Source organism: Gordonia jinghuaiqii (genome assembly GCF_014041935.1).
Taxonomy (GTDB): domain Bacteria; phylum Actinomycetota; class Actinomycetes; order Mycobacteriales; family Mycobacteriaceae; genus Gordonia; species Gordonia jinghuaiqii.
This window is the reverse complement of record NZ_CP059491.1, coordinates 1,386,555-1,406,500: the sequence shown is the minus strand read 5'-3', so window position 1 is coordinate 1,406,500 and position 19,946 is coordinate 1,386,555. Positions and strand designations below refer to the sequence as shown.

Here is a 19,946-nt window from a genome sequence, read left to right as displayed (position 1 = left end):
GCTCGGCCCAATCACCTGACCCCCCCCTCCCCTCAACTGAAAGGTAGGTCGAAATGAGCACCACCACCACGGGCCCGAATCCTGATCTCGACGCCGGCTCCGATTCCGACACCACGACCGGCGACGTCGGTCTCGATACTTCGGACACCACACCTGGTCCGACGACGGATTCACCACCTGTAAGCCGGATCCGCGGGCTGTCGTCCTATCAGATCTCGGCGAAGACCGTCCTGATCGCGTCGACCTTTCTCGCGCTCATCGCGGTGATCGGAGTTCTCGCTGCGATGGTCATCGACAAGTCTTCTCATCTCGACGACGTCGATGCGAGGACAGCCAACGCGGCTCGCGCAGAGCGCGTTGCTCTCGACTACGCCACGGCAGCGGCAAATATGGACTACCAGAACCCAGAGCAGTGGAGAGAGAGCCTGACCTCCGGAACCACACCGGAACTCGCTGCACGGCTGCGTAAAGCATCCACGTCGATGGAGCAACTCATCAAACCGCTTCAGTGGACCTCGACGTCCTCTCCCATCACCGCCAAGGTGGAATCCGAGTCAAACGGGATCTATGACGTGACCGCATTCGTCAACGTGCTCACCAAGAACGCCCAGGCACCGGACGGAATTGAGTCAACGGCGACCTACCGATTGACTATCGACAGCAACCACGACTGGGTCATCACCGAGATCACCGGCATCGGTGGAGACCTGACCGGATCGCAAGGCACCACCGACCTCCCGGCCGATCCCGCTCCCGCTCCCGCGGTTCCGGGCAACTGAACACGACTGAGGAGGAGGTGAAACGTCATGGGTGTTGAGGTCAGTGTCGAGAATCTGACGAAATCGTTCGGTTCGCAGAACATTTGGCGGGACGTGTCGTTGCCACTCCCGGAGGGTGAGGTCTCCGCGCTGCTGGGTCCGTCGGGTACCGGTAAGTCGGTGTTTCTGAAGACGTTGATCGGGTTGCTGCATCCGGAGCAGGGTTCGGTGATCGTCGATGGCACCGACATCACGCAGTGTTCGGCCAAGGAGCTCTATGAGATCCGCAAGCTGTTCGGCGTGCTGTTCCAGGATGGTGCGCTGTTCGGTTCGATGAGTTTGTTCGACAACATCGCGTTCCCGCTTCGTGAGCACACGAAGAAGAAGGAGAACGAGGTCCGCGACATCGTGATGGAGAAGATCGACCTGGTCGGTTTGACCGGTGCCGAGGACAAGCTTCCCGGTGAGATCTCGGGTGGTATGCGCAAGCGTGCCGGCCTGGCGCGTGCGTTGGTGCTGGATCCGCAGATCATCCTGTGCGACGAGCCGGACTCGGGTCTGGATCCGGTGCGTACGGCTTATATCTCGCAGTTGTTGATCGACATCAATGCGCAGATCGACGCGACGATCCTGATCGTGACGCACAACATCAACATCGCCCGGACCATCCCGGACAACATCGGCATGTTGTTCCGCAAGGAGCTGGTGATGTTCGGTCCGCGTGAGCAGCTGTTGACCTCGGAGCAGCCGGTGGTCAAGCAGTTCCTCTCCGGTGACCGGTTCGGTCCGATCGGTATGTCGGAGGAGAAGGACGACGCGGTCGCCGCGCAGGAGGCTGCGATGCAGGCTGCGGGTATCTCCGGTGGCGGTACCAAGGAGGACTTCACCGAGATCATCCCGCAGGTGCAGCCCAATCCCGGTATGCCCGAACGCAAGGCCGTCGCCCGCCACCGCGAGCGCGTGCACGCACTGCTGCCGGAGCTCCCGCCGCACGCGCAGGAAGCGGTCCGCCGCAGCATGGAAGAAGAAGACCAGATCCGCGCCGAAGGCCGCGCACATGCCGCAAATACCGAGTCCTGGCAGGACACACCGACCGAGGTCTCGCCGAAGATCTGAGTCCGTGGGCATACACCGCCTATCGCTCAGAAGAATCCGTCAAGAAAGAATCAGAGAAAGACGAAGTGACTCCTACCAAACGCAGGATCGTGCCTCGCTCCCAAGGGGATCCCCACGACCTGGATGCCCTGCGCTACGAAGTCCGTGAATTCATCGCTCAGCAACAGCTGGCCGGCAAGATCAAGCCCGCAGTGGACTCCTGGCTGACCGGGTGGGACGAGAGCTTCTCCCGCGAACTTGCTGCCCGTGGATGGTTGGGCATGACCGTCCCCACAGAGTACGGGGGCCGCGACCGCAGCTTTCTGGAGAGATTCGTGGTCACCGAGGAATTGCTCGCTGCCGGGGCTCCGGTCGCAGCGCACTGGATCGCCGATCGCCAGATTGTCCCGTCACTGCTGAAATACGGCAGCGAACTCCAGAAGCGCACGTTCCTCCCTGAGATCGCCCAAGGTGCCTGCTTTTTTGCCATCGGTATGAGCGAACCGGACGTCGGCTCTGACCTGGCCGGCGTCAAGACCCGGGCGAAGCAGGTGGATGACGGCTGGTCTCTGAACGGCACCAAAGTCTGGACTTCCGGCGCACATCACGCCGACGCCTTCATCTGCCTTGCCCGAACATCACCGGTTGATCCTGATCATCGCCATGCGGGACTCAGTCAGTTCATCGTCGACCTTCGCTCTCCAGGTGTCGATGTCCGTCCCATCGAATCGATGGACGGCAGACATCATTTCAACGAGGTGATCCTCGACGATGTCGTTGTCCCGGACGACATGGTGTTCGGGACCATCGGCAACGGATGGACACAGGTCACCTCCGAACTCGACTTCGAGCGCAGCGGTCCCGAGCGGTTTCTCTCGACCGCCGTTCTGCTGTCCGCAACGGCCGAACAGATGCGACTCGGCACACTCACTGAACGCTCCGACCTCGGAAAACTGACCGCTCGGCTCACAGGGCTGCACCACATGTCCTCGGCTGTCGCGGCCGCCCTCGAACGACACGAACGTGTTGACGTTTCCGCTGCCGCGGTCAAAGTACTGGGGACGACCACCGAGGGCGACATAGCCGACTTCGCCGACGTCATCGCAGATCCGGCGTCCTGCGACCGCGATTTCAGGGGCCTTGTCGATTCCGCTGTAGCTCAGCGACCCGGATTCACCCTTCGCGGCGGCACCAACGAGATTCTGCGCGGAGTAATCGCGCGAGGATTGGGGATTAGGTAGATGACAGTGACGAACAGTCCCGAAGTCGACCCGGATCTTGCGGAGATGATCTTCGCGTTCTTCCAGGACCGTGGAGAAGCTCACCGCGACATGCACTCCCCCGTTCGGTGGAACCTCGACGTGTGGAACGCGCTCGATGGCCTCGGACTGACAAACCTCACGGCCACCGAGTCTCGCGGGGGTAGCGCCGCGGGATGGCCCGAAGCCGCAGTGCTGCTCGAAGCCAGTGCCTGGCATGGGGTGCGCATACCCTATGCAGAACACGACCTACTCACAGGATGGGTTCGCGACCAGGCCGGCCTGCCCGCCGAACGCGCACGTTACACAATCGGATTCGTAGACGGGGGCGGGCTCGCTCGCCGCGTGCCGTGGGCCGCGGAGGCAGAAGTCCTGACACTTGTGTATCAAGCGGGACCGGGCGTCGTCACTATTTGTGATGTCGCCACCGATGACGCCGACATAACGCCCGGGACGAACCGCATAGGCGAACCCAGAGACGATGTAGCGGTCCCTTTGGAACTGCTGCGCGGCAACGAAACCGACCCTTCGGTGATCACACAACTCAGGCTTCGGGGGTCCCTCGCCCGGACCATTCAGGTGTGCGCAGCCCTCGACCGAGCACTGGACCTCACGGTCACGTACGTCGGAGAGCGCACCCAATTCGGCCGTCCACTGGCAAAGTTCCAGGCTATACAGCATCTTGTGTCCGACATCGCGGCCGAGTCGGCTCTGGCTCGAGCAGCCACAGAAGCGGCACTGTCGGAGTGCGTCCGAACCGAGTGGACCGGGGAGTCACTGGAGTATGCGATTGGCGTCGCCCGATCTTGTGCCGGCCATGCAGCTTCGTCGGTTGCACGGAATGCACATCAGGTACTCGGCGCGATCGGTACCACGCGAGAACATCCGCTGCATCACTTCACTCAGGCCGCGCTCACGTGGCGGAACGAGTACGGGTCGCTACAACAGTGGGACGACACGTTGACCCGGATCGTGACGAATGTCGGACGAGACGGTTTCTGGAGCTTGGTCACACGATGAATGAATACATGGCAGCTGTTGCGCAGGAGCGATTTTCCGAGCTGACCTACTCGGTCACCGACGGCATTGGCACCATCACACTGAACCGGCCGTCGCGCAAGAATGCCTTCACACTCGAGATGGTCGATGCGTGGGCCACAGCTCTACGGTCGGCCCGCACCGACCCTGAGGTGCGGGTCGTCCTCGTGACCGGCTCGTCTGGTTCCTTCTGTGCCGGTGTCGATCTCGAGGACTTCTCCCAGGTGACAACAACTCTCGGTCGTTTCGAGGTTCTCCAAGACCGGGTCCACCGGGTTGCTGCGGCATCTCTGGAACTCGACAAGCCACTCGTCGCTGCGATCGACGGAGTCGCGGTGGGTGCCGGAATGGACATGGCACTCGCCTGCGATATCAGGCTTGCGTCCACACGGGCACGCTTTTGCGAGTCATACATCCGTGTCGGACTGCTGCCTGGGGACGGTGGAGCACACCTACTCCCGCGGATCGTCGGCCAAGCCCGTGCCCTCGAACTCCTGTGGACCGGTCGGTGGGTGGACGCGACCGAGGCACTCGAGCTCGGTATCGTGACGTCGCTGCACGAGCCCGATGCACTCGCGGACGCCGCCGGAGCCCTCTGCCGCCGACTCGCGGATGCACCCCCCGTAGCGGTGCGTGCGATCAAGCGTCTCGTGCGTAACGGTGAACGTGTGGATTTCGCGACGTCACTCGACATGGTCGCTGCCGAACAGGCCGTAGTCCAATCCACCGAGGACTCCACTGAGGCCATGGCGGCGTTCCGCGAAGGCCGCCGACCCTCGTTCTCGGGAAAGTGAGTGCAGCGCAAATGACTGACGGCATAGCTGAGGCTTCCGTGAACAATTCCGTGATCGACCGCCGGTGGTCGTTCACCGAAGCACCTGACCATCCGCACCTCGAGTCGCGCGGGACATTCGTCAACGTGGGCGGAGTGGTTCAACCAGCACCGGCCCCGCGTTTCAGCCGCACTCCACCACCGGTACCGTCGCCTCCTCCTTCGCTCGGGCAGCACACGGACCAACTCTTGCGTGGCGACCTCTCCCCGTGGCAGAAAATGGGCGGTAGTCAGCCATGACGACTATGGATCGCGTCCGTCAGTGCGCCTGCACTGTCGTCACGCTATGCATCATGCCGTTGGCCACCGCCGCCCTGTTACTCGGCAGCATGCTCGCTCTGTTGATCGGCTCCGTGGTCGCTCTCACCCTCGAGCGCTGACGCCGGCCGTTGTTCCGCCCCGTGGCGCTACTGATCAGTGCCCGGTGAACCGCGGCGCACGCTCCTCGGTGCGAGCCGCACGCCCCTCCTGCAGGTCGGCGCTCTCCCACGCGCGCATCATCGCCGCCGCCCTCTCCTCCGGCGCGGCATCCCGGGCGCCGTCACCGTTGAGGACGAGCTTGTAGTGCTGCAGGGTCAGCGGCGCCAGGTCGGCGATGGTCGCCGCCCAGTGCTGCGCGTCGGTCAGATCACCGATGCGGTTGGCGAAACCGAGTGCGTGCGCACGGTCTGCGTTCACCGGGTCGCAACCGATCAACATACCCCTCGCCTGCCCGGCACCGACCAGTGAGACCAGGCGTCGGATCGTCCACTCGTCCACGGCCACACCGATTTTCGCTGCCGGGATGCCGGCGATCGCGTCTGGCGCCATGACGCGCAGGTCCGCGGCCATCGCGAGCTGCAGGCCCGCGCCGATAGCCGAGCCGTTCAACGCGGCGATCACCGGCACCGGTACCGACTCGATCTGCCGCAGCGTCCCGACGAGCGTGTCGAGGAAATCGGGGTCGTACACCGGGCCCGAGAGGTCTGCGCCGGCACTGAACACCGGCCCCCGCCCGGTCACCACAATCGCCCGCGCCCCCGCATCGAGCGCTGCGGTGAAGGCATCGGAGAGCCCGCTCAGCATCTCCTCGTTCAGAGCGTTGCGCTTGTCGACCCGATCGAGCTCGATGGTGACGACGGCTCCGTCGGTGGTGGAGTGAATCATGGGCGCCAAGCGTACCGACCGCAGCAGCTGCGCGGGCCGCGACCGCGAGCCGTGACACAGTGGTGTCGTGCAGATCGAGGACGACACCGATGTTCTGATCATCGGCGGTGGCCAGGCGGCATTGTCGGCGGCGTACTTTCTGCCGCGGTTCGGCCTGGAGAACCGCTACCAGATGCTCGACCACGCACCCGGCCCCGGCGGAGCCTGGCAATTCCGTTGGCCGACCCTCACCCTTGCCACCGCCAACGGCGTCCACGACCTGCCCGGATGGGGCATCACCGACGCGCTCGGCACCGACTGCGGCGCGTTGCCCGCCGCGACCGCGGTGCCCGAGTACTTCGGCCGCTACGAGGAGAAGTTCGGGCTCAACGTCCATCGCCCGGTCCACGTGCGGACGGTTCGACGCGACGGCGACGGCTTCCGCAGCGAACTGGCCGACGGCCGCAGCGTCACGTCGAGGGTGATCATCAACGCCACCGGAACGTGGGACCGGCCGTTCATCCCCCACATTCCCGGCGCCGCCGACTTCCGCGGCAGGCAGCTGCACACGCACGACTACACGACGCCCGCCGAGTTCGCCGGCAAGCGGGTACTGGTGGTGGGCGCCGGCATTTCGGCGATCCAGCTGCTCATCGAGATCGCCCGCGAGGCCCCCGGCAGCCAGACGTTCTGGTGTTCCCGACGCGAGCCGGTATTCAACACAGCCCCGTTCACCCCCGAGCAGGGACGCGAAGCCGTCGCACGCGTGGAACGACGCGTCCGCGCCGGACTCCCGCCGACGTCGGTGGTCTCGGTGACCGGCCTGGCGCTCACTCCGACGATCGCGGCCGCGCAACGCGACGGAATCCTCGCGTGGCGGCCGATGTTCACCCGCATCACCGAGACGGGCGTGTGCTGGGACTGCGGCGCCGACGGTCCGGACACATCCGACGGACCTGCCGCCCTCGACGTCGATGTCATCTTCTGGAACACCGGGTTCCGCAGCGCCCTCGACCACCTGGCGCCGCTGCGCCTGCGTGCGCCCGGCGGCGGGATCACGATGACCGGTCGTCTCGCGACGGTCGTCGAGTCGGATCCCCGCATCCAGCTCCTCGGTTACGGGCCGTCGGCGTCGACCATCGGCGCCAACCGCGCCGGACGCGAGGCGGCACGCGTGGCCGCTGAACTACTGGGCGTCACCTCCCGGCCCGCCGACTGACCGCGAGAAGACACGCTCAGCAGTAGGTATCGCCCGGCGATACCTACTGCTGAGCCGCCTTCTGAGCAACCCATCGGGCATCGATGAGTACCCGGCTGGACTCGGAACCAGATTTCCGTACCGATTCGGGGTTGACAATCTGTTGTGTTTTCACAACACTCAGTCAGGTGAGTCCAATACGCCGTGGGGAAAAGCTCCCCATCTACAACCGCATCGGCGTACTGCGCGCGGAACGGCAGATGTCGCGCGCCGAACTCGCGGCGCTCGTCGGCATCAACGTGCAATCGGTGGGCGCGCTCGAGCGTGGCGACAACTACCCCAGCCTCGATCTCGCCTTCCGCATCTGCGATGTCTTCGACCTACCCGTCGAGGCCGTCTTCAGCCGGACCGAATTCGGCGCGATGTCGGCCGAGCTGTACCGGCGAGAGCCCGCCTCAGACCGCCAACCGCCAGCCCGATCACACCCAGACGATCCCGGAGGACAGTGATGAACAATCCGAACTCGGCGATCCCCGAGGAGGCCACCCCGGCCGTCTGGCGACGCTACGAGGAGTGGCGCGGTCGCAGACACCAGGAGTTCAACGCCAAGTATTCGCACTGGCTGATCTCCTGGCGCAACCGGCGCACCTTTCGCAGGCTGGTGCTGGTGCAGGCGTTCTTCTCGACGCTGCTCGTCGTGAGTTCGGTGTTCGCCTTCCTGAGCACCGGATGGTTCATGCTTCCGTTCGGCATCGGGCTCGTCGGCCTGCTGACGACACTGTCGCTGCTGCGGATCGTCACCGGCTCCATCGCCGACACTCCCGTCACCGCGCTCGACGAGATCCAGGTGGCACAACGCAACTCGGCACGTTCCATCGGTTTCGTGGTGCTGTACGCCCTGATGTTGATCCCCTACGCGGTGCTGATGGTCCTCAGTTTCCGCGACGAGGTACCCGGTCAGTGGGTCTACGGCTGCGCCATCCTGCTGATCACCCTCGTCGTCGCCGCCGTCTCCATGCCGACGATGCTCACCGCGTGGTGGATGGCCGATCCCGATCCAGAAGATCTCGCCGAGATGCGCACCAAGACAACCGACACCGAGGAGAACGCATCATGACCGCACGACTGATCGTCGACGGGCTCCACAAGCGCTATGGAGACCTCGTCGCCCTGCACGACATGACCTTTCACGTCGAACCCGGCGAGATCTTCGGTTTCGTCGGCAGCAACGGCGCAGGGAAATCCACGACGATGCGCATCATTCTCGGTGTGCTGTCGGCCGATTCCGGCGAGGTACGCCTCGGCGACCGGCCCATCGACCTCGACCTGCGACGCCGAATCGGGTACATGCCCGAGGAACGCGGCCTGTACCCGAAGATGAAGGTCGGCGAACAGCTCACCTTCCTCGCGAAATTGCACGGTATGTCGGCAGCGCAGGCGCAGGAATCCGTCCGGCGCTGGACCGATCGGCTGGGTGTCGGCGCACGCTACGACGACAACGTCGCCGACCTCAGCCTCGGCAACCAGCAGCGTGTGCAGCTCGCGGCGGCGCTGGTTCACGATCCCGACGTCCTGGTGCTCGACGAACCGTTCTCCGGGCTCGACCCGGTGGCCGTCGACGTCATGAGTGACGTCCTGAAAGAGAAAGCAGCCGAGGGCATCCCGGTCATCTTCTCGTCACATCAGCTCGACCTGGTACAGCGGCTCTGCGACCGGGTGGGCATCATCACCCGTGGTGAGATGCGTGCCCTGGGCACCGTCGACGACCTGCGTTCCCGTGACGGCGTCACCCTCGAAGTCACCGGACCGCGCTCGGACGTGAGCTGGGCAGACTCCTTGCCCGGCGTCCGCCGCGTCACCTACGGCGAGACCACCCGCCTGCTGATCGACCCCGAACTCGCCGACGACCAGCAGATCCTCTCGGCCGCACTGCGTCACGGTCCAGTGCACCGGTTCGCCACGTCCACACCGTCCTTGACCGACCTGTTCCGAGAGGTTGTATCCGCATGACCACGCTACGAGACATCCCCGACGCTCCCACCGATTCCGGTCCGAGAGCCTCTGCCGCCCAAGCGATTCGCCTCGTCGCCGGCCGCGAGATCGCGACCCGCGCGAAGACCAGGTCCTTCGTCGTCAGCACCGGACTGCTGATGGTGGTGATCGTGGTCGGCGCCATCGTTCTCAACCTCTTCGCCGGAGGCGACGACGCCGAGAAGGTGGCCGTCGTCGGACAACCGACAGCGGTCACCGAGTCCATTGTCGCCGTGGGCGACTCGGCCGGAACCACCATCACCACCGAAGCCGTGGACTCCGCCGAACAGGCACGCACACGCGTCACCGACGGGGATGTCGCAGCCGCCCTGATCCCCGGCGACGCCCCCGGCACCTATGTGATCGTCGGCAAGAGCGGCGTCGAACCCGCCGTGGAAGGCGCCATCAGAACCGCGGTGTCACAGGTCAACCTGAACCAGGCGCTGGCCGACCGTGGTGTGGCCGCGGCGTCGTTGCCGTCGGTCACCATCGCCGTGGAGCAGACCCAGCCGGACAAGCCCGACGAGGGACAACGCCTGGTGATCGCGCTCGTCGGTGTGGTCCTGCTGGTGACCGCGATCATGATGGGCGGCACGATGGTCGCCGTCGGTGTCGTCGAGGAGAAGACCTCACGCGTCGTCGAACTGCTCCTGGCGACGATCAAACCCCTGCACCTGCTGTGGGGCAAGATCATCGGCATCGGGGCCGTCGCCCTGTCGCAGGTGTTGCTGCTCGGCGCCACCGCGCTGATCGCCGGCACCGCGACGGGGATTCTCACCCTGCCCAGCGCGGCGGTCGGCATGTTCGCCGCGGTCATCGCCTGGTTCCTTCTCGGATTCCTGTTCTTCGCCTCGCTGTACGCCGCGACCGGTGCCATCGTGTCCCGCCAGGAAGAACTCAACTCCTCGTCGGCGCCGCTGACGTTCCTGGCCGTCGCGGTGATGTACTCCGGCATATTCGGTGTGCAGGCGATGGATTCGACATTCATCCAGGTGTTGAGCTGGATTCCGCCGTTCAGCGCGGCACTGATGCCGATGCGCATCGCGACCGGCGACACCGACGCCGTCCAGATCATCGTCACCTTCGGTCTGATGGCTGCGGTGTGTGCCGCGGCCATCTGGATCGCGGCCCGGATCTACCAGCGTTCCATTCTGCGCACCGGCTCACGGATCGGCTGGGGTGAGGTGCTCAAGCTCGCCCGCTGACCTCCCGACCGGGATTTCGTAGCGATAGTGCGCACATAAGGCGCTGTGGTGTCTCGGGTCATCGCTGACACTTTTGTCTCGGGACATCGCTGACAGTCATGCTGCCGGAAGTGGTTGTCGTTTGCCATGGGTGCCGGGGGTTCGACGCTGGCCTTGGTAGCGGCGAGTGGGGTCGGCGTCGAACTCACGCACAATGGTGGTGCCGCTGAAGATGACGATGTGGTTGTCGTCGCAGATGGCGTCGAGGGTGTGTCCACCCCACCGGTTGCCGACCTGGACGAAGTAGGGGCCCACAGTGATTTTGCCTTGCTTGGGGTTGACCTGTTGGCGGGTGGTGAACACTGGTGCTGGTAACGGCCGGTCGACCGGCCGGGCGTGTTCGGTGGCATGGAACGCCTCGGCCGGAGTCGCACCACGTAGCGCACGATGGGGTCGACTGTGGTTGTAATAGCCGCGGAATCGGTCGAGCATCTCGTTGAGGTCGCCGACGGTCGCCGGTGCCGGTTGGGTGTTCAGCCAGCGTTTGAGTGTCTGCCAGAACCGCTCGATCTTGCCGCAGGTCTGTGGGTGATACGGGCGGGAGTTGATGGTCCGGGTACCCAGCGCACGCAGATTCTTCTCCAGCGGTGTTTCGAATCCACGATGCTTACCGGTGTACACAAATCCGTTGTCAGTCAACGACATCGACGGAACACCACATTCGGTGATGCCGGCGAGCATCACCTGCCACACCAGTGTGGTGGTGGCGTCACCGGTGTCGGGGGCCAGCGCGCACAGATACCGGGAGTGGTCATCGATTGTGCCCGCGATCGCTACCGAGGTGCCGTCGCTGAGGTGCCACTCGGTCCAGTCCGACTGCCACAACTCGTTGGGGCGCTCGTAGCAGAACCGCCGCATCGACGACTTCGGCCGTTTGGCCGGCTCGGCAACAATTAGCCCGTGCCGGTGCAGAATTCGCCATACGGTTGAGCGTGAGGGCACCGAATCGGCACCCTCACGCTGCAACGTCCACACAATCGACTGCGGCCCGTGATCCAGGCCCGCGGACTGCAAACGCGTCCGCGTGGCGATCACCAGCGCCTCGACGTCGCCACCCACACGCCCCGGCTCTGTGTGCGGTCGGCGCGACCGTGGTTCGAGCCCGGCCAGCCCATCAGTGACGAAGCGGCGCCGCCACTTGTAGAACGTCTGCCGGCTGATGTTCTGCTCCCGACAGAACTCGGCCACGTTCTCGATTCCACCCGCCAACGCCGTAGCTGCACGAACGTCCATCGCCGTCACCTTCTGGGCCATGAACCATGCTGGCCACGCCCTGCTCAGGTGTCAGCGATGTCCCGAGACATCACCTGTCAGCGATGTCCCGGATCAGAACAGCGCACATAAGGCGCACTATCGCTACGAATCGCGTTGTGGGGCGCTAGATCTGCCCGAAACGGCGGAGCGCTTCTTCCCGTTCGGCCTTGTGGTCGACGATCGGCTCGGGGTAGTCCTCGGCGTCCGTGTCGCCCACCCAGCGTCGGATGTACTCGCCCCCGGGGTCGAACTTCTTGGCCTGCGCCTCGGGGTTGAACACCCGGAAGTACGGTGCCGCATCGGTTCCCGTGCCGGCGGCCCACTGCCAGCCGTGATTGTTCGACGCCATGTCACCGTCGATGAGCTGATCGAGGAACCACTGCGCACCCCACCACCACGGCAGGTGCAGATCCTTGACGAGGAACGACGCGGCGACCATCCGCACACGGTTGTGCATGAACCCGGACTCGGCGAGCTGCCGCATCCCGGCGTCGACCAGGGGGAAACCGGTGCGCCCGGCCTTCCAGGCCTCGAACCGCTCGTGGGCCTTCGCGTCGGTGTCGAGATCGATCCCGTCGAACTGGCGGTTCCAGTTGTGCCACAGGCTGTGTGGCCAGTTGTGAAGGACGTCGGCGTAGAAGTCGCGGAAGGCGAGCTCACGCAGGTAGGCCTGCGCACCCGGCCCTCCTCCGAGGTCGCGGACCAGCGTGCGCGGGTGGATGTTGCCGTACTTGAGATAGGCCGACATGCGGCTCGTGCGGTCGGCTGCCGGATCGTTGCGGGCGGCGTCATAGTCGACGAGGTCGTGGGAGACGAACTCCGCCCAGCGTGCGAGGGCGGCGTCCTCACCGGCGGGATACGGCAGTTCGGTTGGCGCAGCGGGGATCTCGATCCGGACGGGCTCCTTCAGCGACGCCGGGTCGACGAGCTGCCCACCGCCAACCGACGACGCGGCGGGCTTGCGCCAGCCGTGGTCACGCCAGCGCTTGTAGAACGGGGTGAACACCTTGTACGGGGTGCCGTCGTCTTTGCTCACCCGGCCGGGTGAGACGAGATACGGCGACCCGGTCGCCTCGAGAGCCGTGTCCCCCAGATTCTCGGCGACGGACTCGTCGCGGCGTTTGCCGTAGGGCGAGAAGTCCTCGGAGATGTGCACGGACTCGGCGTCGACGAGGCGTGCCAGTCGCGGGATCTCGGACTCGGGCCGCCCGCGGACCACCAGCAGTTTTCCGTCGAGCTTGCCGTTCAGCTCACGCAGTGAGTCGAACAGGAAGGCCAGGCGCCGCTCCCCCGCCGACTTCTCCAGCGTCGGGTCCACCACAAAGCACACAAGCACCGACGAATCGGTGCTTGTGGTGGCCGCTGCCAGCGGCGGAAGGTCGCCCAGGCGTAGATCACGCCTGAGCCAGACCAGCGATGAGGTGGACGTCAGCCCACGCCGAGCAGATCGATGACGAAGACGAGGGTCCGTCCGGAGAGTCGGTGCCCGGCACCGGCGGAGCCGTACGCGAGCTCCGGCGGGACGGTCAGCTGACGGCGGCCGCCGACCTTCATCCCCGGGATTCCCTCCTGCCAGCCCGGGATCAACCGGTCGAGCGGGAAGTTGGCGGACTGGCCACGATCCCAGGAGGAGTCGAACTCTTCGCCGGTCTCGTAGTCGACGCCCACGTAGTGGACGTCCACGATGCCGCCGCGCGTCGCCTCGGCACCGTCGCCGACGATGAGGTCGGTGATGGTGAGGTCGGCAGGCGGGGGACCCGCCTGGAACTCGACCTGTGGCTTCTCGGTGCTGGTCACTGGACTCTCCTTTGAGTCGGGCGTTCGGCGGTCAGTCGGGCGGGATCGCTCAGCGATCACCCATCTGAACGTAGTCACGTTCGGTGTAACCGGTGTAGAGCTGACGCGGACGGCCGATCTTGGTGGTCGGGTCCTCGTGCATCTCACGCCAGTGCGCGATCCATCCGGGCAGGCGTCCGAGCGCGAACAGCACGGTGAACATCCGCGTCGGGAAGCCCATCGCACGGTAGATCACGCCGGTGTAGAAATCGACGTTCGGGTAGAGGCGACGCTCGACGAAGTAGTCGTCGGACAGGGCGACCTCTTCGAGTCCCTTGGCGATGTCGAGCAGATCATCCTGCACGCCAAGCGATTCCAGGATCGTGTCGGCAGTCTTCTTCACGATCGCGGCGCGCGGATCGTAGTTCTTGTAGACGCGGTGACCGAAGCCCATGAGCTTGACGCCGGCTTCCTTGTTCTTCACCCGCTTCATGAATTCCTTGGTGTCGCCACCGTCGGCCTTGATCGCGTCGAGCATCTCGAGCACGGCCTGGTTGGCGCCGCCGTGCAGCGGGCCCCACAGCGCGTTGATGCCGCCGGAGATCGAGGTGAACAGGTTGGCCTGCGACGAGCCGACGAGGCGGACCGTCGAGGTCGAACAGTTCTGCTCGTGATCGGCATGCAGGATGAACAGCATGTCGAGGGCCTTGGCGACCTCGGGGTTGACCTCGTAGGGCTCGGCCGGGAAGCCGAAGGTCATCCGCAGGAAGTTCTCGACGAGGCTCAGCGAGTTGTCCGGGTACAGGAACGGCTGTCCGGCCGACTTCTTGTACGCATACGCCGCGATCGTCGGCAGCTTGGCGAGGAGGCGGATCGTCGACAGCTCGACCTGCTCGTCGTCCTTGGGATCGAGCGAGTCCTGGTAGTACGCCGACAGCGCGTTGACCGCACTCGAGAGCACCGGCATCGGGTGCGCGTTGCGGGGGAAGCCGTCGAAGAAACGCTTGAGATCCTCGTGCAGCAGCGTGTGCCGCTGGATCTTGGTGGTGAAATCCTCGAGCTGGGCCGGAGTCGGCAGTTCACCGTAGATGAGCAGGTAGCTCACCTCGATGAAGGTCGACTTCTCGGCGAGCTGCTCGATGGGGATGCCGCGGTAACGCAGGATGCCTGCGTCGCCGTCGATGTAGGTGATGGCCGACTTGGTCGACGCGGTGTTCACGAAGCCACCGTCGAAGGTTGTCAGATTTGTCTCGGCGAGCAGCTTGCCGAGCGCGACCGAGTCAGTGCCCTCGGTGGCCTTCAGGATCGGGAGCTCCAGCTGTCCACCGGGGTAGGTGAAGGTCGCTGAGGCCGTGTCGGACGCCTGGTCGGCTGGGACTGTTTCAGCAGACACACGAACCCCTTACTCAGATCAGAGTTTTACAGTGTCCGGGTAGGACACACAGGTAACAACCTAGTCGCTTCTCAGCTCGCTTGCCCACGGAGGGTCGGCGCCGGGCCTCGACACCGTCATCGCGGCCACCTGAGCTGCGAATTCGGCCGCTTCTCGCCACTGCTGCGCGGTCAGGGAACGCACCGCCGCGGGAGCCAGGGATCCGTTCCGGTCGAGGTGGTGGACCAGCCCTCCCAGGACGCTGTCGCCTGCACCGATCGTGTCGACGACATCAACGGCCGGCGCCGGCACGCTCACCTCGCCCGCCGCGGTACGAACGGTGAGCCCCGTCGACCCGGCCGTGGTCACGACCGCGGCGACGCCGTCGCCCAGCCAGTCGGCCACCGAGCTGCCTGCCGGGCCCTCCCCCAGCCACGCCGCGTCCTCATCGGAGAGTTTGACCAGGTCGACCGAGGTCATCCAGGTGCGGAAACGCCGCCGGTAGCCGTCGGCGTCGCCGATCACCGCGGGACGGATGTTCGGGTCCAGCACGACGAGGCGCCCTTCGGCGTGCGACCGGTGCAGAAGGTTCTCATAGACCGAGGCCCCGGGTTCCAGCACCAGCGACAGGGTCCCGAAGGCCACCGCGGCGACGGTGGGCGCGAACGGCCCCGGGTCGGTCACCGTGCGGTCGGCGGTGCCCTCGACGTAGAACGAGTAGCGCGCCGAGCCGTCGTCGGCGATGGTCGCGAGAGCCAGCGAGGTCGGCTCCCCGCGCCGCTGGATCAGCGTCGTGCCCACACCCGCACCCTGCAAAGCGTCGACGATGGCCTCACCATAGGTGTCGGTGGACACCGCGGACAACAGTGATACCGCACTTCCCAAGCGCCCCAACGTGATCGCGACATTGAACGGCCCACCCCCGAGCGCCGGCTGCAGCGGGGCCAGGCCCCCGGGAACCGGCGCATCCCCCGCCCGCTTCTCCTGTACGACGTCGACGAGCGCCTCACCACAGACGACGATCTCTCTCACTGTGTCTCCTCGGTTCTCGGCAGCTCCGGCGTGTCGTGCCAGTCTGCCACCACGGGCCCGGACCGCCGCGCGGTCGCGGCGGCGGCTCGGGTTGCCGCAGGGGTAGATTCGGTGCATGCGTGAGCTGCCGGCGGGCCCGGATGCGGTGGTCCTCGACTTCTCGGCGGACGAGGCCCCGTCGGCCGCGGTGCTCGACGCCACGCTCGCCCTGCGTGATGCTCTCGACCGCGGGGAGCTGGTCGATGTCGCCGATCTGGTACCGAGCGCACACACCCTTCTGGTGCAGGCGCGGCCCGGACACGGCGTCGACGAGCTCGGCGTCCGCCGGGCGCTGCATCGGCGACGCACCGCCGCCGCCCGTGCCGTCGACGCCGCCGGCGAGATCGTCGTGCCGGTGATCTACGACGGTGATGATCTCGCGGATGTGGCTGCGGCACTGGCCGTTACGATCGGCGAGGTGGTCGACCTGCACTGCCGTACACGATGGCGCGTGCAGTTCATGGGTTTTGCCCCCGGCTTCGGTTATCTCGTCGCCGAGGACGCCTCACCGCACCCGTTCGACGCCGTGGGTCGACGCTGCGAGGCTCGTACGCGTGTGCCCGAAGGCGCCGTCGCCATCGCCGCGGGGTACAGCGCCGTCTATCCCAAGCCCAGCCCCGGCGGGTGGCAGTTGTTGGGCCGCACCGATGTTCGGCTGTGGGATGAGACCGCGGACCCGCCGGCACTGTTCGCCACCGGACGGGTGGTGCGCTTCGTCGACGCGGGGAGCTTCGACGGATGACCGCGGTGACAGTGCTCGCGACCGGCCCTCTCGCGACCGTCCAGGACCTCGGCCGACCGGGCTTTGCGCACCTCGGCGTCCCCACGTCGGGCGGAGCGGACCGCGGTGCACTCACCCTGGCCAACCGCCTCGTCGGCAACGACGAGTCGGCGGCGACCATCGAGACGACACTCGGCGGTTTGCGGATATGCACCGATGGTGACGTGCTGGTCGCGGTGACGGGTGCCGACACCGAGGTGCTCCACAACGGCACCCCGGCCGGTCTCGCGGCGGCGCTGGTGCTGCGGGCCGGTGACGAACTGGCGCTCGCCCCGCCCACCTGGGGTCTGCGCAACTACGTGGCGGTGCGCGGCGGGATCGACGTCGACCCGGTGCTCGGTTCGCGATCCACCGACTCGTTGTCGGGGCTGGGACCGTCTGCCCTGACCGTCGGCACGCGGCTGCCCGTCGGTGATGCGGCGGGCGATTGGCCGCCCACGTCGTCGGCGCCGCCGAACAGCGCGCATCCGCGCGTGGTGGCGCTCGAGTGCCATCGCGGGCCGCGCGCCGACCAGCTCGCGGCGCCGGAGACCCTCGGCGAGGACATCTGGGTGGTCGGCGCCGACAGCAACCGCGTCGGCGTCCGCCTCGACCGGGCCGACGGCTCGTCCGTGCCGCTGCTGCTCCACCGCGATGACGTCGACGAGCTTCGCTCGGAGGGCATCGCGCACGGTTCGGTACAGGTTCCGCCGAGCGGCCGGCCGGTGATCTTTCTCGCCGACCACCCCGTGACCGGCGGCTATCCGGTGGTCGCGGTCCTCACCGCGGCCGCTGTCGACCTCGCTGCGCAGCTCGTGCCCGGATCGAAGATCCGATTTCGGGTGCGCTGATCGAAGATCCGATTTCGGGTGCGCTGATCGCGGGCCGGTCCACGTTTCGGATCTGCCTGTTGAGGGAACGCGTTGAGGGTCCCTGAGACAGGAGGTACCGACGTGAACGATCCATCTGTGAACGATCCGTCTGTGAACGATCTGTCGACCGTGCAGCTCGTCGAGCGTCTGCAGAAGCAGACGACGACGCTTGTCAGGACCGAGCTGCAACATGCGGTCGCGGAGATGAAGGGCAAGGGCACCAAGATCGGTGTGGGCGCGGGGATTTCCGGCGCCGGCACCTTGTTGGCGCTGTTCGGGCTGGGCACCCTGGTGGCGGCCGCGGTCATCGGCTTGGCGAATGTGGTTGCGCCATGGCTGGCGGCGGTGATCGTCGGAGTGGTTCTGCTGGTGGTGGGGGGTGTGACGGCCGCGATCGGTGCGCAGCGCGCGAAGTCCGCGGTCCCACCGGCTCCGGAAAAGACCGTCGCAAGTGTCCAGCGAGATGTCGCGACCGTGAAGGAGCACCTGTAGATGAGCGAGACACACCCCGAGCGGGACGAGAACCCGCCGCCCATCGAGCAGCAGCGTGAGGAGCTCGCCGAGACGGTGGACGCCCTGACCGCGAAGCTCGATGTTCCGAGCAGGCTCAGCGACGCCGCGGCGGATACCGCGGCGACCGCGAAGGTCAAGGCCCAGGAGAACCGCACGGTCTTGATCGGTGTCGCGGCGGCGGCACTGGTCGCCATCGGCGCAGTCGTCGTACTCCGGCGCCGTCGCAGCTGAACCGCGCACCGAAACAGAACCAGTACTGACGAGAGGTTTCGAAGATGAGTGCCGTATCCAAGACCCTGTACAAACCACTGTCGCTGGCGACCAGCGTGCTCGGCGGTATCGCCGCGGGCGCGGTGTTCGGACAGATCTGGAAGCGCATCTCCGACGATGAGTCGGCACCCGATCCGAAGGATCTCGAGCGCAGCAACGTGGAGGTACTCGCCGCCGCTGCGCTGCAGGGAGTGGTGTTCGGACTCGTTCGCGCGGCCGTCGACCGCGCGGGAGCTCGCGGCTACCGGGCGATGACGCACGAGAACCCCGAGTGAGGCGTGACGGTTGACACACCACTGAGACGAACCTAGGCTTCTGTCTCATGACTGAGGTACTGAACGACGCACAGAAAACCTGTCCCGTTCACGCCGCGGACGGAGACTCGAGCGGCAAGGCCTGCCCGGCCGACACCTCCCAGTCCTCGGCCTCGTCGTCGGGGGTCCCGTCCTCGGAGACCCAGATCTCCGAGGACGGTTATGAGGTCGGCGCCGCCGGCGTCAAGCCCGCGCACGAGTACGAGCCACTCGGCCCGGACTCGCTGACCTGGCAGATCTGGGGCACCTGGACCGGCATGTTCCAGGGCCTGTGGGCCGGGTCGATCCAGAACATGCACCCCAAGCTGGGCGCTGCGGTCTGGGATCACTCCGACTTCTTCGGCGAACGCTGGCAGCGCCTGATGCGCTCGCTGTACCCGATCAGCGGAGTCGTCTTCGACTCGATCATCCCCGGCGCGCAGACCGGACTCGAGGTGCGTGACTACCACAAGACGGTCAAGGGCACCATGGAGGACGGTTCGCGCTATCACGCGCTGGACCCCGACGTCTTCTACTGGGCGCACGCCACCTTCTGGTACGGCAATGTCCGGTTGTGCGAGCGCTTCGGACCGTTTCTCACCGAGGACCAGAAGCGTCAGCTCTTCGAGGAGTCCAAGGCCTGGTACGCCCAGTACGGCGTCTCGATGCGACCCGTCCCCGAGACTTACGAGGACTTTCTCGAGTACTGGGATTACATGTGCCGCAACGTTCTTCGCGACCACGTCTCGGTGCGCACAGTACTCGACATCACGCAGTTGCCGCCTCCCCCGTTCCTGAGTTTCATCCCGAAGTCGGTGTGGGACAAGTACCTGGTGCCGCAGAACCAGAAGCTGTTCATGTGGCTCACCACCGGCTTCTACGACGAGCCGATCCGGGAGATCCTCGGGCTGGAGTGGAGCGAGTCCGACGAACGCCGGTTCCGCCTGCTCGGCAAGGGCATCAACATCGTGATGCACAAGCTGCTGCCGAAACGCGCTCTGCACCATCCTCGTCCGCGTGACGCCTTCGACCGCCTCAGCGGCAAGGTCCCGATCGACGCCCCGATCGTGCACACCCCCAAGCGCAACCTCCCGCCGATGGATCAGCGCGACAATCCGATGCACTACTGCCCGGTGACCGCGGCTCGCCGCGCGACTTACCCGGGTGTGCTGACCGCGGACTGAA

22 protein-coding genes and 1 pseudogene are annotated in these 19,946 nt (G+C 65.8%); 17 read left to right on the top strand and 6 right to left on the bottom strand.

Annotated elements, in window-relative coordinates:
* Positions 1-53 precede the first annotated feature (53 nt).
* The 6 genes and pseudogenes from H1R19_RS06220 to H1R19_RS23180 all read left to right on the top strand — a co-directional run.
* Complete coding sequence (locus H1R19_RS06220) at positions 54-779, top strand: hypothetical protein (protein ID WP_219850926.1); 726 nt, start codon at positions 54-56, stop codon at positions 777-779.
* Between the two features lie 27 nt (positions 780-806).
* Complete coding sequence (locus H1R19_RS06215) at positions 807-1,874, top strand: ABC transporter ATP-binding protein (protein WP_219850924.1); 1,068 nt, start codon at positions 807-809, stop codon at positions 1,872-1,874.
* 65 nt (positions 1,875-1,939) lie between these two features.
* A complete protein-coding gene (locus tag H1R19_RS06210) occupies positions 1,940-3,094 on the top strand; it encodes an acyl-CoA dehydrogenase family protein (protein ID WP_244970892.1) in 1,155 nt (384 codons plus the stop codon).
* Complete coding sequence (locus H1R19_RS06205; protein ID WP_219850922.1) at positions 3,095-4,132, top strand: acyl-CoA dehydrogenase family protein; 1,038 nt, start codon at positions 3,095-3,097, stop codon at positions 4,130-4,132.
* An 8-nt stretch (positions 4,133-4,140) separates the two neighbouring features.
* Positions 4,141-4,944, top strand: a complete 804-nt coding sequence (locus H1R19_RS06200; protein WP_219850920.1) for an enoyl-CoA hydratase/isomerase family protein — start codon at positions 4,141-4,143, stop codon at positions 4,942-4,944.
* 77 nt (positions 4,945-5,021) lie between these two features.
* Positions 5,022-5,222: pseudogene (locus tag H1R19_RS23180) on the top strand (CoA transferase); the annotation flags it as partial.
* 174 nt (positions 5,223-5,396) lie between these two features.
* Here H1R19_RS23180 and H1R19_RS06195 read toward each other — a convergent pair.
* A complete protein-coding gene (locus tag H1R19_RS06195) occupies positions 5,397-6,128 on the bottom strand; it encodes an enoyl-CoA hydratase (RefSeq protein WP_219850918.1) in 732 nt (243 codons plus the stop codon).
* Positions 6,129-6,195: 67 nt separating this feature from the next.
* Between H1R19_RS06195 and H1R19_RS06190 the strand changes: the two genes are divergently transcribed.
* The 5 genes from H1R19_RS06190 (at position 6,196) to H1R19_RS06170 (ending at position 10,541) form a co-directional block, all read left to right on the top strand.
* Positions 6,196-7,326 carry an NAD(P)-binding domain-containing protein gene (locus H1R19_RS06190; RefSeq protein ID WP_372632007.1) on the top strand — a complete coding sequence of 377 codons (1,131 nt, stop codon included), beginning with the start codon at positions 6,196-6,198 and terminating at the stop codon, positions 7,324-7,326.
* Positions 7,327-7,493: 167 nt separating this feature from the next.
* Positions 7,494-7,814 carry a helix-turn-helix transcriptional regulator gene (locus H1R19_RS06185; protein WP_219850916.1) on the top strand — a complete coding sequence of 107 codons (321 nt, stop codon included), beginning with the start codon at positions 7,494-7,496 and terminating at the stop codon, positions 7,812-7,814.
* Complete coding sequence (locus tag H1R19_RS06180) at positions 7,814-8,422, top strand: hypothetical protein (protein WP_188330121.1); 609 nt, start codon at positions 7,814-7,816, stop codon at positions 8,420-8,422. The genes H1R19_RS06185 and H1R19_RS06180 overlap by 1 nt, the downstream gene beginning before the upstream one ends.
* Entirely contained in the window at positions 8,419-9,315 is an 897-nt protein-coding gene (locus H1R19_RS06175) for an ABC transporter ATP-binding protein (RefSeq protein WP_188330122.1), read from the top strand. Before H1R19_RS06180 ends, H1R19_RS06175 begins: the two co-directional genes overlap by 4 nt.
* The gene (locus tag H1R19_RS06170; protein WP_219850914.1) at positions 9,312-10,541 is read left to right on the top strand and encodes an ABC transporter permease; all 1,230 of its coding nucleotides are present in this window, start codon (positions 9,312-9,314) and stop codon (positions 10,539-10,541) included. The genes H1R19_RS06175 and H1R19_RS06170 overlap by 4 nt, the downstream gene beginning before the upstream one ends.
* 96 nt (positions 10,542-10,637) lie before the next feature.
* On the opposite strand, the gene H1R19_RS06165 is transcribed toward H1R19_RS06170, so the two are convergent.
* The 5 genes from H1R19_RS06165 to H1R19_RS06145 form a co-directional block, all read right to left on the bottom strand.
* Positions 10,638-11,813 carry an IS481 family transposase gene (locus tag H1R19_RS06165; protein WP_342354914.1) on the bottom strand — a complete coding sequence of 392 codons (1,176 nt, stop codon included), beginning with the start codon at positions 11,811-11,813 and terminating at the stop codon, positions 10,638-10,640.
* Positions 11,814-11,958: 145 nt separating this feature from the next.
* Positions 11,959-13,248, bottom strand: a complete 1,290-nt coding sequence (locus H1R19_RS06160) for a cryptochrome/photolyase family protein (RefSeq protein ID WP_219851536.1) — start codon at positions 13,246-13,248, stop codon at positions 11,959-11,961.
* Between the two features lie 14 nt (positions 13,249-13,262).
* Complete coding sequence (locus H1R19_RS06155; RefSeq protein WP_188331708.1) at positions 13,263-13,631, bottom strand: FKBP-type peptidyl-prolyl cis-trans isomerase; 369 nt, start codon at positions 13,629-13,631, stop codon at positions 13,263-13,265.
* 49 nt (positions 13,632-13,680) lie between these two features.
* Positions 13,681-15,003: a citrate synthase gene (locus H1R19_RS06150; RefSeq protein WP_188331707.1), complete on the bottom strand. Its 1,323-nt coding sequence runs from the start codon at positions 15,001-15,003 to the stop codon at positions 13,681-13,683.
* Between the two features lie 60 nt (positions 15,004-15,063).
* On the bottom strand, positions 15,064-16,014 hold the full coding sequence (locus H1R19_RS06145; protein ID WP_219850910.1) for a carbohydrate kinase family protein: 951 nt from the start codon (positions 16,012-16,014) through the stop codon (positions 15,064-15,066).
* A 115-nt stretch (positions 16,015-16,129) separates the two neighbouring features.
* On the opposite strand from H1R19_RS06145, the gene H1R19_RS06140 reads away from it, so the two are divergent.
* The 6 genes from H1R19_RS06140 (at position 16,130) to H1R19_RS06115 (ending at position 19,945) form a co-directional block, all read left to right on the top strand.
* On the top strand, positions 16,130-16,795 hold the full coding sequence (locus H1R19_RS06140) for a 5-oxoprolinase subunit B family protein (RefSeq protein ID WP_219850908.1): 666 nt from the start codon (positions 16,130-16,132) through the stop codon (positions 16,793-16,795).
* Positions 16,792-17,664 carry a 5-oxoprolinase subunit C family protein gene (locus H1R19_RS06135; RefSeq protein WP_219850906.1) on the top strand — a complete coding sequence of 291 codons (873 nt, stop codon included), beginning with the start codon at positions 16,792-16,794 and terminating at the stop codon, positions 17,662-17,664. Before H1R19_RS06140 ends, H1R19_RS06135 begins: the two co-directional genes overlap by 4 nt.
* 117 nt (positions 17,665-17,781) lie before the next feature.
* The gene (locus tag H1R19_RS06130; RefSeq protein ID WP_188331714.1) at positions 17,782-18,177 is read left to right on the top strand and encodes a phage holin family protein; all 396 of its coding nucleotides are present in this window, start codon (positions 17,782-17,784) and stop codon (positions 18,175-18,177) included.
* Entirely contained in the window at positions 18,178-18,429 is a 252-nt protein-coding gene (locus tag H1R19_RS06125; RefSeq protein WP_188331703.1) for a DUF3618 domain-containing protein, read from the top strand. It abuts the gene before it with no gap.
* Between the two features lie 44 nt (positions 18,430-18,473).
* Positions 18,474-18,743, top strand: a complete 270-nt coding sequence (locus tag H1R19_RS06120) for a DUF4235 domain-containing protein (protein WP_188331702.1) — start codon at positions 18,474-18,476, stop codon at positions 18,741-18,743.
* 47 nt (positions 18,744-18,790) lie between these two features.
* The gene (locus H1R19_RS06115; protein WP_188331701.1) at positions 18,791-19,945 is read left to right on the top strand and encodes an oxygenase MpaB family protein; all 1,155 of its coding nucleotides are present in this window, start codon (positions 18,791-18,793) and stop codon (positions 19,943-19,945) included.
* Position 19,946: the final 1 nt, after the last annotated feature.